This is a genomic window from Kosakonia sp. H7A, assembly GCF_003028445.1.
Taxonomy (GTDB): Bacteria; Pseudomonadota; Gammaproteobacteria; order Enterobacterales; family Enterobacteriaceae; genus Kosakonia; species Kosakonia radicincitans.
On record NZ_PYTZ01000011.1, the window covers coordinates 126285 to 137311 of the forward strand.

10 protein-coding genes and 1 rRNA gene are annotated in these 11027 nt (G+C 50.3%); 4 read left to right on the forward strand and 7 right to left on the reverse strand.

What is annotated here, in order from left to right; genetic code table 11:
* Positions 1-12 precede the first annotated feature (12 nt).
* Complete coding sequence (gene hemN / locus CWM66_RS25070; RefSeq protein WP_079517152.1) at positions 13-1386, reverse strand: oxygen-independent coproporphyrinogen III oxidase; 1374 nt, start codon at positions 1384-1386, stop codon at positions 13-15.
* Between the two features lie 186 nt (positions 1387-1572).
* Positions 1573-2073, reverse strand: a complete 501-nt coding sequence (gene yihI / locus CWM66_RS25075) for a Der GTPase-activating protein YihI (protein ID WP_071921744.1) — start codon at positions 2071-2073, stop codon at positions 1573-1575.
* Between the two features lie 578 nt (positions 2074-2651).
* Between yihI and yihA the strand changes: the two genes are divergently transcribed.
* Entirely contained in the window at positions 2652-3278 is a 627-nt protein-coding gene (yihA, locus tag CWM66_RS25080; protein WP_107147533.1) for a ribosome biogenesis GTP-binding protein YihA/YsxC, read from the forward strand.
* Positions 3279-3575: 297 nt separating this feature from the next.
* Here yihA and polA read toward each other — a convergent pair whose 3' ends face one another.
* Positions 3576-6362, reverse strand: coding sequence for a DNA polymerase I (gene polA, locus CWM66_RS25085; RefSeq protein WP_107147529.1), 2787 nt, complete (start codon positions 6360-6362; stop codon positions 3576-3578).
* A 425-nt stretch (positions 6363-6787) separates the two neighbouring features.
* Between polA and CWM66_RS25090 the strand changes: the two genes are divergently transcribed.
* Positions 6788-7696 carry an acyltransferase gene (locus CWM66_RS25090; protein ID WP_035890352.1) on the forward strand — a complete coding sequence of 303 codons (909 nt, stop codon included), beginning with the start codon at positions 6788-6790 and terminating at the stop codon, positions 7694-7696.
* Positions 7697-7709: 13 nt separating this feature from the next.
* Here CWM66_RS25090 and dsbA read toward each other — a convergent pair whose 3' ends face one another.
* From dsbA to CWM66_RS25105, 3 genes are all read right to left on the reverse strand, one after another.
* Entirely contained in the window at positions 7710-8333 is a 624-nt protein-coding gene (gene dsbA / locus CWM66_RS25095) for a thiol:disulfide interchange protein DsbA (RefSeq protein WP_007369343.1), read from the reverse strand.
* Positions 8334-8349: 16 nt separating this feature from the next.
* Complete coding sequence (locus CWM66_RS25100; protein ID WP_007369344.1) at positions 8350-9336, reverse strand: serine/threonine protein kinase; 987 nt, start codon at positions 9334-9336, stop codon at positions 8350-8352.
* 75 nt (positions 9337-9411) lie between these two features.
* Positions 9412-9681 (reverse strand): YihD family protein, encoded by a 270-nt coding sequence (locus CWM66_RS25105; RefSeq protein WP_107147531.1) that lies wholly within the window; start codon positions 9679-9681, stop codon positions 9412-9414.
* Positions 9682-9750: 69 nt separating this feature from the next.
* Between CWM66_RS25105 and mobA the strand changes: the two genes are divergently transcribed.
* Both mobA and mobB read left to right on the forward strand, forming a co-directional pair.
* Positions 9751-10329, forward strand: a complete 579-nt coding sequence (mobA, locus tag CWM66_RS25110; protein WP_072441458.1) for a molybdenum cofactor guanylyltransferase MobA — start codon at positions 9751-9753, stop codon at positions 10327-10329.
* Positions 10330-10331: 2 nt separating this feature from the next.
* A complete protein-coding gene (gene mobB, locus CWM66_RS25115; RefSeq protein ID WP_007369347.1) occupies positions 10332-10835 on the forward strand; it encodes a molybdopterin-guanine dinucleotide biosynthesis protein MobB in 504 nt (167 codons plus the stop codon).
* A 71-nt stretch (positions 10836-10906) separates the two neighbouring features.
* Here the strand turns inward: mobB and rrf are convergent.
* Positions 10907-11022, reverse strand: a 5S ribosomal RNA gene (gene rrf, locus CWM66_RS25120).
* Positions 11023-11027 lie beyond the last annotated feature (5 nt).

The window sequence follows — 11027 nt, forward strand, 5'->3', positions numbered from 1 at the left end:
TAACGCTGTCACTTAAATTACCCTTGAGAACTGCTGCATACGCGCTTTCTGGCGCAAATACGCATCAAAGCACATACAGATATTGCGGATCAGCAAACGCCCTTTCGGCGTCACCTGTATCCCCTGCTCATTCATCTCCACCAGCCCATCGTTCACCAGCGGCGCTAACAGGCGTAAGTCTTCAGCAAAATAGTCGCGGAAATTAAGATCCCAGACGCGTTCCGTTGTACTGAAATCCAGCCGGAAATTACAAATCAGGCCTTTAATCACATCGCGGCGAATACAGTCGTCGCGGGTAAGCGCAATACCGCGCCACAACGCGTCGCCACGTTCGTCAACCTGCTTGTAGTAGAGCTTCAACTCTTTCTGGTTTTGCGCATAGCTGTCGCCGATCATGCTGATGGCGGAAACACCCAGCCCCAGCAAATCGCTGTCGCCTTGCGTGGTGTAGCCTTGGAAGTTACGGTGCAAAACGCCGTCGCGCTGGGCAATCGCCAGCTCATCATCCGGGCGGGCGAAGTGATCCATACCGATAAACTGATAACCGGAGCCGGTCAGCGAAACGATGGTTTGTTGCAAAATATCGAGCTTCTGCTGCGCCGAAGGCAGATCGGCGTCTTTGATTTTGCGTTGCGCGGCAAACAGCGTCGGCAGATGCGCATAGTTGAAGACGCTCAGGCGATCCGGGCTAAGCTCTGCAACACGTTGTAGCGTAAAGGCGAAGCTTTCCGGCGTCTGTTTTGGCAACCCATAAATCAGATCGATATTGGTTGAGGTAAAACCAATCTCGCGGGCGTGGTTGAGCAGCGCAAAGATAAACTCTTCGTCCTGCTCGCGGTTGACCAGCCTTTGCACCTCTTTGTTGAAATCCTGCACGCCCATACTCAGGCGGTTAAAGCCTTCCGCACGCAAATGGTCAAGCACGTCGAGTTCAATTTCACGAGGATCGACCTCAATAGAGATCTCTGCGTCGGTATTGAAATCAAAATGACTGCGCAGCAGCCCCATCAGGCGGCTGATTTGCGTTTTGTTGAGGTACGTTGGCGTACCGCCGCCCCAATGCAACTGGCTGACGTGGCGACCGCGAAACAGCGGCGCGCGATGGGCGATCTCCTGTTCCAGCGCATCGAGATATTGATCGGCCTTATGCTGCTGGCGGGTAACGATTTTATTGCAGCCGCAGAAGTAGCAAAGCTTGTGGCAAAACGGAATATGCACATACAGCGACAGCGGACGCTCAGGATAACGTGCAACCGCCTGGCGGAAATCCTCTTCACCGTAAGCGTCTGAAAACTCCAGCGCGGTGGGATAGGACGTGTAGCGCGGCCCGGAATAGTTATATTTCTGGATCAGGGCCAGATCCCAGTCGATAATTTGCTCTGACATTGCTTACTCCTTCCGATGACGCCGCTGGCGGTTCCGGCGGCCCGGCCTGACCTCGTTGCGGGTCATAAGCCGGTTGCGCAGCCAGACTCTGCGCTGCGACAACCGCTGTAGTTTAACGAATAACCACACCAGATAACATATAACCGGAAGGGTTATAAGCAGGACGGGAAAGCCCATAGAAAAGGATCAGTTGCCGCCTTTCAGCAGGCGCATCATATCTTCCCGGCCTTCCTCTTCTTCTTCGTCTTCATCATCGTAAGAAAGGCCCAGTTTCTGCATCAACTCATCGATGCGGTCCAGTTTGGCGTTAACCCACGCTTGATCGTCAGCGCTCAGGGTTTCACCCTCTTCAAGACGTTCCAGTAGCGCATCCAGGCGCTCATCCGTTTCCAGCATCTCCAACTCAGCCTGCGGTGAAAGCATAGGTTTCTCGCTCTTAGGTTTGTGCTGCTTGTTGACCGGTGTGTCGGTGACACCCAGCGGGATCGGTTTTTTGCTGCCAACGCGCGGGTCTTTCTGCAACTTGCCTTTACCGGTGCCAGAAGACTCACCGCCACCGTTCGCACGGCTGCCAGAGACATTACCGCGATGCTTTTTCTCACGCTTACGATCGCGGCCTTCCTGATTCAATTCTTCACGGGTTTTACGGCGCACTTTGCTGCGCGGATTGGAGGACGGTTTTTTCATAATGGTCGTCTTAAGTCGTTTTCTTCAGTATAGAATTGCGGCGGAATCTAGCAGAAAGCAAGCAAAGAAAAAAGGCGACAGTGTAAACCGTCGCCTTTTTTCTTGACCTTCAACCCGTAGCGGGCTTTACATTCCCTGTTTGCTGTCAACGTACCCTGTTTGTCCCTTAGCTAAGAACGTTCCCTGTTGAGGTCCCTTCCTTGCAAACATCTCCTGACGTTATCCTGTGGTCTTCGCCTCCTGGCGCTCCCGACCCCTCGATCCTTGAGTCTTCCTTCCCTTTCAGGCCTCCTGCCTTGTGAAGGTTACTTTACCCTTCTGAGCTAAACAGACAAGCATTAACAGGGTTAAAACGCCAGTTTCAGACTATTCTTCAAACATAAGTTATTGATTAAAATATTCTTATCCATTTATCAACCTGAAATTTCTCTGAAAGTTCGCATAGCTGGAAGAGCCAATATCTTACAAATGGCGCGGTAATGGCTTACGGCTGCCAGACAGGTTTCTGGCGAGAAAAACAGCCTTTTGTTCCGGTTCAGGTATAATCGCCGCATGCTTTGATGATGGAGACGACCGTTTTGACAAACCTGAATTACCAAAAGACGCATTTTGTCACCAGTGCGCCTGATATTCGCCACTTGCCTGCCGATACCGGCGTTGAAGTGGCTTTTGCCGGCCGTTCCAATGCAGGTAAATCGAGCGCGCTAAACACATTAACTCAACAGAAAAACCTGGCGCGCACCTCAAAAACCCCCGGACGTACGCAGCTGATTAACCTGTTTGAAGTTGCCGATGGTAAGCGCCTCGTCGATTTGCCGGGTTACGGCTACGCCGAAGTGCCGGAAGAGATGAAACTCAAATGGCAACGTGCATTGGGTGAATATCTGGAAAAACGCCAGTGTTTGCAGGGACTGGTGGTGCTGATGGACATTCGCCATCCGTTAAAAGATCTCGATCAACAGATGATCTCATGGGCAGTAGAGAGCAACTTGCAGGTTCTCGTGCTGCTGACCAAAGCGGACAAACTGGCCAGCGGCGCGCGTAAAACGCAGCTTAATATGGTACGGGAAGCAGTGCTGGCTTTTAACGGTGAAGTACAGGTAGAAGCATTCTCTTCACTGAAAAAACAGGGCGTGGATAAACTGCGTGAAAAGCTGGACAGCTGGTTCAGTTCCCTGCCGCCGGTTGAAGAAACCGACGCATAAACCCCAGGTGCGGCGTCCGCCGCGCTTTTTCTTTCGCGCAATAAAAAACGCCCCAGTCATTACTGACTGGGGCGGCTAAATATTCAGCCAAATCCGATTACGTGAAGTAAAAGGTCTGAAAGATAGAACATCTTACCTCTGTACCCTACGCAAATAACTCTACTCCCTTTTTGGATCCTGACAAAGCATTTTTTGTAATTTCTTTTCACTTTTTACATATGGAATTCTAATGATTGTCACAAAACTGTCGGCGATATGTTGCTTACTTACAGAAAAAGTCCCTTATTCACCGAACGCTTAGTGCGCTTGATCCCAGTTTTGCCCGCTCCCCACTTCTACCAGCAAAGGCACATCAAGCGTGGTGCTACTTTCCATCAGTTCATGGATCTTTTTCGACACTGCATCAACATCATCTTTATGCACTTCGAACACCAGTTCATCGTGTACCTGCATGATCATACGCACACGAGGTTTTTCGCTTTGCAGCCAGCCATCAACGGCGATCATTGCCCGTTTGATGATATCGGCCGCCGTACCCTGCATCGGGGCGTTGATTGCTGCACGCTCCGCTCCTGCGCGTCGGGCAGCATTGCTGGATTTGATGTCCGGCAGATAGAGGCGACGACCATCCAGTGTTTCCACATAACCGCGATCTTTCGCCTGCGCCCGTGTGCGCTCCATATACTCCAGCACACCAGGATAACGCTCAAAGTAAAGATCCATGTACTTCTGCGACTCTTTACGCGGAATATTAAGTTGTCGGGACAAACCAAAGGCGCTCATTCCGTAGATCAAACCAAAGTTGATCGCTTTCGCGCTGCGACGCTGTTCATTGCTTACGCTTTCCAGCGGCAAGCCGAAGACTTCGGCAGCGGTCGCCCGGTGAATATCTTTACCTTCAGCAAAGGCTGACAGCAGGCCTTTATCGCGCGATAAATGCGCCATAATTCGCAGTTCGATTTGCGAGTAGTCTGCCGAGACAATCACATAATCTTTCGGCGCAATAAACGCCTGGCGAATACGTCGCCCTTCATCATTACGTACCGGAATGTTTTGCAGGTTTGGATCGGTAGATGATAAACGCCCGGTTGCCGTCACCGCCTGATGATACGAGGTGTGTACGCGCCCGGTTTTTGGATTAATCATCAGCGGCAGTTTGTCGGTGTAGGTTGACTTGAGTTTGGCCAACCCACGGTATTCCAGAATGACTTTCGGCAACGGGTAATCCAGCGCCAGCTCTTCCAGTACCTCTTCTGACGTTGAAGGCGCGCCGCCCGGCGTTTTCTTCAGCGGTTTAATCCCCTGTTTTTCAAACAGAATAGTTTGCAGCTGCTTGGTTGATGAGAGGTTAAATGGCTCACCTGCAATGTCGTGCGCTTTTTTCTCCAACTCAGCCAGACGCAATGTCAGCTCTTCGGAGTGCTTATGTAACACAGCAGGATCAATATTGACGCCGTTACGTTCAATGCGCGAGAGCACAGGAACCAGCGGCATTTCGATATTCTGGAATACATTCAGCGGCCCGGCATTTTTTTGCAACTCCAGCCACATCTTCAGATGCAATTGCAGCGTGACATCAGCATCTTCCGCCGCGTAGCGCCCCGCCTGCTCCAGATCGATTTGGTTAAAAGTGAGCTGGTTTTTACCCTTGCCGGCAATCTCTTCGAAGGTGATGGTTTTATGCTGCAGCCAGCGTTCAGACAGGCTGTCCATATCGTGGCGACCGACAACGCTATCCAGCGTATAGGATTCGAGCATGGTGTCGAACGCGATCCCGCGCAGCTCAATGCCGTAGTTTTCCAGCACACCGCGATCGTATTTCAGGTTTTGCCCTACCTTGCGGGCATTCTCATCTTCCAGCAGCGGTTTGAGCAGCTCTAACACACGATCGCGGGCGATTTGGTCAGGTGCATCAAGGTAATCATGCGCGACCGGCACATAAGCGGCGACGCCGGGTTCAATCGCAAAGGAGAGGCCAACCAGATTAGCACTGATATTATCGAGGCTGTCCGTTTCAGTATCAAAGGCAAACAGCGGCGCGCTCTTCAGTTTCGCGATCCATTGTTGCAACGTCTCTTCGTCAAGAATAGTGACGTACTGTTCCGCAGAGAGTGTGGCAGCTGGCATATCAGCTTCCGCTTCCACCACAATGGTTTCCTGCGGTTTCGCTGTGGGTTTTGCGCCTCTCGCCTGCAACCATTTACCGGCTTCGACATCGGTTATCCAGCGTTTGAATTCATATTGCTTAAACAACCCAAGCAGTTCCTGAGCCGCAGGCTGCAGCACTTCCAGTTGCTCACACGTCAGTTCCAGTTCGACATCGGTTTTGATGGTCGCCAGTTGATAAGAGAGGTACGCCACCTCTTTATTCTGCTCCAGCTTCGCGGCCATGGTTTTCGCACCACGGAAAGTCAATCCGGCAATTTTATCTGATTCAGCATACAGCGTATCCAGACCACCCAGCCCCTGTAGCAGCGCCTGCGCGGTTTTCTCACCCACACCAGGAACGCCCGGAATGTTATCGGAGGAGTCGCCCATCAGCGCCAGGAAATCGATGATCAGTTCAGGTGGTACACCATATTTGGTGACAACCTCATCCGGACCAAGAATGGTGTTGGTCATAGTATTGATCAATGTGATACCCGGCGTTACCAGTTGCGCCATATCTTTATCACCGGTACTGATCAACACCGGACGCCCCATTTTCTCGGCTTCTCGCGCCAGCGTGCCGATCACATCATCCGCTTCCACGCCAGAAACCGCCAATAGCGGCAGGCCCATCGCTTTAACCATGGCGTGCAGCGGTTCTATTTGCGCACGCAGATCGTCTGGCATCGGAGGACGATGGGATTTGTAATGCTCAAACAGCTCATCACGGAAGGTTTTTCCCTTCGCATCAAATACCACGGCGGCATGAGTCGGCTGATATTGCAGGATCAGGCTACGCAGCATATTCAGTACGCCATACATGGCACCGGTGGGCTCTCCGGCGCTGTTAGTCAGCGGCGGGAACGCATGATATGCGCGATAGAGGTAAGACGAGCCGTCAACAAGGATAAGTGGGTTTTCTGGGATCTGAACCATGATGTCCGTGCCTGTTTATCAATTTATAGCTAAAGGATGCCACAGACAGGGAGAAAACATGAGTTTTTCACGGTATTTGCCGGAAAAGATTTCGCGATCGTCGGGATCGCTCGCACAATAAACCTGTGGATAAGTTTGTGAATAGTTTCTGTTCGGCTGGATTTTTGTGCCCTTCTGTCGATCGTAAAAAAACACAATTACTTTATATTTAATAAGTTACACAAAGACAAAAGATCATTATTGCCTTTTGATGGCAATTTACTCTATGTGGATATAAGAAAAGTCAATTGGCATTCTCTATTCCAGAGGCACCAGGTATTACCAGCAAGGTTTAAGCATTCCCGCATTGGGTTTTCTGGTAAAATCAGCGCCTTACTCTTCTTTATTGTGTGGCTTTAGCAGCTAACTTTCTGAATACTTTAACTATGTCGAGATTGCTTGCAGTATTCACTCTGTTTATGAGTGTCCTGCTTACCATACTGGTTACTATTTTTTGCTCCGTGCCAATTATTGTCGCCGGCTTACTCAAGCTGCTGCTTCCAGTGCCGGTATTGTGGAGAGCGATCTCAGCCTTCTGTAATTTCATGATGTATTGCTGGTGTGTAGGCCTCTCATGGCTGCTGCATCTCAATCCGCATTTAAAATGGGATGTTGAAGGGCTGGAAGGGCTGAATAAAAAGAACTGGTATTTGCTGATCTGCAATCACCATAGCTGGGCAGATATCGTGGTGTTATGCGTGCTGTTCCGCAAACATATCCCGATGAATAAATATTTCCTTAAGCAACAACTCGCCTGGGTACCCTTTATCGGGCTTGCCTGCTGGGCGCTGGATATGCCATTTATGCGCCGCTACTCCAGAAGCTATCTGCTCCGTCACCCGGAACGCCGCGGCAAAGATGTGGAAACCACACGGCGCTCGTGTGAGAAGTTTCGCCATCATCCCACAACGATTGTGAATTTCGTGGAAGGCTCGCGCTTTACCGAGGAAAAACGTCGCCAGACACGTTCCCCCTTCAAAAATCTTTTGCCACCAAAAGCGGCCGGTATTGCCATGGCGCTGAACGTGCTGGGAGAACAGTTTGATAAGCTGCTGGATGTTACTTTGTGCTACCCGGAAAATGATAAGACGCCTTTCTTTGATATGCTCAGCGGCAAGCTGACACGCATTGTCGTACGTATTAATTTGCTGCCGGTGAATGAAGAACTGCATGGCGATTACGTCAACGACAAGAATTTTAAACGCGGTTTTCAGCAATGGCTGAATAAATTATGGTCCGACAAAGATGAACATATAGACGCGATAAAAGCGCAATATAAAAACGCCGGTCATTGACCGGCGCTATTTTTTACTTCTTCTCTACCAGATATTTTACAGTATCTGCGTAGTCTTTCACGAAAGCATCCAGACTGCTGCCGTCCATGCCCTGCTGGTTAACCTGGTATTTGCCGTTAACAAACATGGCCGGAACGCCCTGCAATTGAAGGTCAGCAGCCGCTTTTTCCTGCTGAGCAACCAGTGATTTCACCACGAAGCTGTTCCACGCCGCATCATACTCTTCGCCTTTTACGCCAGCGCTGATGAAGACATCGCGGATATCAGCAACGGACTGAACAGTCTGCGTTTTTTGTACCGCTTCAAACATCGGGGAAGTAATTTTATCTTCCACACCAAGCGCCATTGCAACCGCCCAGGCCTGGGTCATTTCTTTACCCAGTGGCCCCAGAAATTCAACATGGTACTTGGTCATTTTGGTGCCCTGCGGCAGCTTTTCTTTCACAGCGCTGGCAACATGCCACACCTGTTCAAAGTCATAGCAATGCGGGCAATAGAACGAAAAGAACTCAAGGACCTGCGGCTCCCCTGCCACCGGCTTATCAAGCGTAATAAACTGCTTACCATCAGTAGGTTGAGCAGCTACGGCGCTAAAAGCCAGAATCATTCCTGCCAGCGCCAAAAAGATCTTCTTCATGGTTAATTCTCTCCATTTAATACATTGGTGTTAATGCTAAAGGTGGTTCTTGCAGAACATTCACCTGATCCAGAAAAATCGAAGTTTGCCTGCGCCAGTGATCTTCACTGCGCAGCCATGGAAAGTTTTTCGGAAACGCCGGATCGTCCCAGCGACGAATAAGCCACGCCAGATAGTACACCTGACGCATGGCGCGAAGAGGCTCAATCAGGCCAAGCTCGGCACGATTAAATTCACAAAACTCTTCATATGCTTCGACGATCATCTCCAGTTGCATACGCTGCTCGGCTTTATCGCCATGTAGCAGCATCCATAGATCCTGTACCGCAGGACCATTACGCGCATCGTCTAAGTCAACAAACATCGGTCCGTCACGCCAGAGAATATTTCCGGCATGACAGTCTCCGTGCAGACGCAGGAGATTGAAACGGCTGTGCCACTGATCCATAACAGCATCAATAAGCTTATCAACAGCGCTCAAAAATGCCTCTTTCAGCGACGCAGGAATAAGCGTGGTGGTTTCAAATAACTGGCGGGGTTCAATTAAATACTCTTTAACACCAATATCCGGGCGATGAGTAAAACGTTTTTTGCTGCCGGTTTGATGCAGTCGCCCGAGATAGCGGCCAACCCATTCCATTTGATCCAGATTGTCGGCTTCGAATTGCCGACCGCCAACGCTTGGGAAGACAGCAAAATAGAAATCCTGATAAGTAAGTAGGGTCTGGTGATTAAAGGCAAGCGGTGCGGCGACCGGTACATCATCGCGCTGAAGATCCAGGGCAAACTCGTGCTCTTCAAGGATCTGCACGGCCGACCAGCGTTCAGGACGGTAAAATTTCACCACATAACGACGGCGATCTTCGTCCTGAAATTGATAAACGCGGTTTTCGTAGCTATTTAGCGCAGTAAGGCCAGAATCCACACGGATCCCCTGCGCAAATAGCGCATCCATGATGGTGTCGGGGTGTAGTGTCTGGAAAGTAAAAGCGTTACGGGTCATCCTGGCATCCGAAAATTCGACGAATAATTCAGGATACCATTTCGCGGCGCGTTCAGTGGCGCCGCTTACAAGCTTTTACTCTTTAATTACGCCACGTGCGCGCAGCAGAGCGGTTTTAAAATCCTCTTCATAATCCTTCTGAATACCAGGGATGACGGCATCTTTCGCTGAGTCACGCATTTTCAGATGATAGATCAGGATGTCATCACTTAAATCGACCAGTTTACCCTCATAACCTGACTCTTGCGCCAGTTTCTGCAAGAATTGCATTAAGTTTAACTCGGGTTCTTTTTGCCACGCAGGCTGGAGAAGTTCGATAACTTCGTTCAGGCGTTTACATTTCATGTTCGTGCTCCTTACTCTTGGTACAGACACGTTAGCAGGGTCAAACCCACAATAAAAGAGGCGATACTGGTGGCAGTAAGTGATACGGTAACTGGCGTAATTCTGGCGGGAGGGAAAGCCTCACGTATGGGAGGAAATGATAAGGGATTATTGCAACTTAATGGCCAACCACTTTGGGAGCATGTAGCGCAAAAACTGAAGCCACAGGTGACAGATATGGTTATTAGCGCTAATCGAAACCTCGATATCTATCGTGCCAGTGGCCTGCCAGTGCTGACCGATACGCTACGTGATTATCCCGGGCCGCTGGCAGGAATTCTATCAGTGATGCAGCAACATTCTGGGCTATGGTTCCTTTTCTGTCCCTGCGATACCCCTCATATACCGGCAGATCTTGCCATACGGTTACAGAGAAACCGTCAGCAGGCTTTGGCTGTCTGGGTCCACGATGGCGAGCGGGATCATCCAACTATCGCGCTAATTCATCGCGATATCATGCCCTCTTTACAGGAATATCTGGCACGCGGTGAACGCAGGGTAATGGTATTCCTGCGCGAGGCTGGCGGCCATGCGGTGGATTTTAGCGATGTTAAAGACGCTTTCGCTAATGTGAATACCCCGGAAGACCTGGCTCATTGGCAGGAGTAACTATGATCCCACTACTGGCTATTGCCGCATGGAGCGGTACAGGAAAGACCACGCTACTCAAAAAGTTAATTCCAGAGCTTTGTGCTCATGGTATCCGTCCCGGCTTAATAAAACATACCCACCACGATATGGATGTCGATAAACCGGGTAAAGATAGCTATGAGCTACGCAAGGCGGGAGCAGCACAGACTTTGGTCGCCAGTTCGCAGCGTTGGGCGCTGATGACAGAAACACCAGATGAAACCAGTCTGGATCTGGCGTATCTTGCTGGTCGAATGGATGCAACGAAACTGGATTTAGTTCTGGTCGAAGGTTTTAAACATGAGTCCGTGGCAAAAATTATGCTCTGGCGACAGGACAGCGGGCATAATCTGCAAGAGCTTATACTGGATGAGCATGTCATCGCGGTAGCCAGCGATGTAGCACTGGAACTTGATGTACCGGTGCTGGATATAAATGATATTGCTCAGATTGCTGGCTTTATTCTTCATTGGTTACGCGCATAGAGCGTGTGACCTTTTATTTTATCTGAACGCAAAAAGGCCATCCTTCCGGATGGCCTCTTCACTGGTTTGATGCCTGGCAGTTCCCTACTCTCGCATGGGGAGACCCCACACTACCATCGGCGCTACGGCGTTTCACTTCTGAGTTCGGCATGGGGTCAGGTGGGACCACCGCGCTAGTGCCGCCAGGCAAAT

Bases quoted from the DNA above. Each gene is read 5' to 3' on its own strand.
- CWM66_RS25100 (WP_007369344.1), bottom strand. From the start codon at position 9,336: ATGACCCGTAACGCTTTTACTTTCCAGACACTACACCCCGACACCATC.
- CWM66_RS25090 (WP_035890352.1), top strand. From the start codon at position 6,788: ATGTCGAGATTGCTTGCAGTATTCACTCTGTTTATGAGTGTCCTGCTT.
- yihI (WP_071921744.1), bottom strand. From the start codon at position 2,073: ATGAAAAAACCGTCCTCCAATCCGCGCAGCAAAGTGCGCCGTAAAACC.
- dsbA (WP_007369343.1), bottom strand. From the start codon at position 8,333: ATGAAGAAGATCTTTTTGGCGCTGGCAGGAATGATTCTGGCTTTTAGC.
- hemN (WP_079517152.1), bottom strand. From the start codon at position 1,386: ATGTCAGAGCAAATTATCGACTGGGATCTGGCCCTGATCCAGAAATAT.
- polA (WP_107147529.1), bottom strand. From the start codon at position 6,362: ATGGTTCAGATCCCAGAAAACCCACTTATCCTTGTTGACGGCTCGTCT.
- mobB (WP_007369347.1), top strand. From the start codon at position 10,332: ATGATCCCACTACTGGCTATTGCCGCATGGAGCGGTACAGGAAAGACC.
- CWM66_RS25105 (WP_107147531.1), bottom strand. From the start codon at position 9,681: ATGAAATGTAAACGCCTGAACGAAGTTATCGAACTTCTCCAGCCTGCG.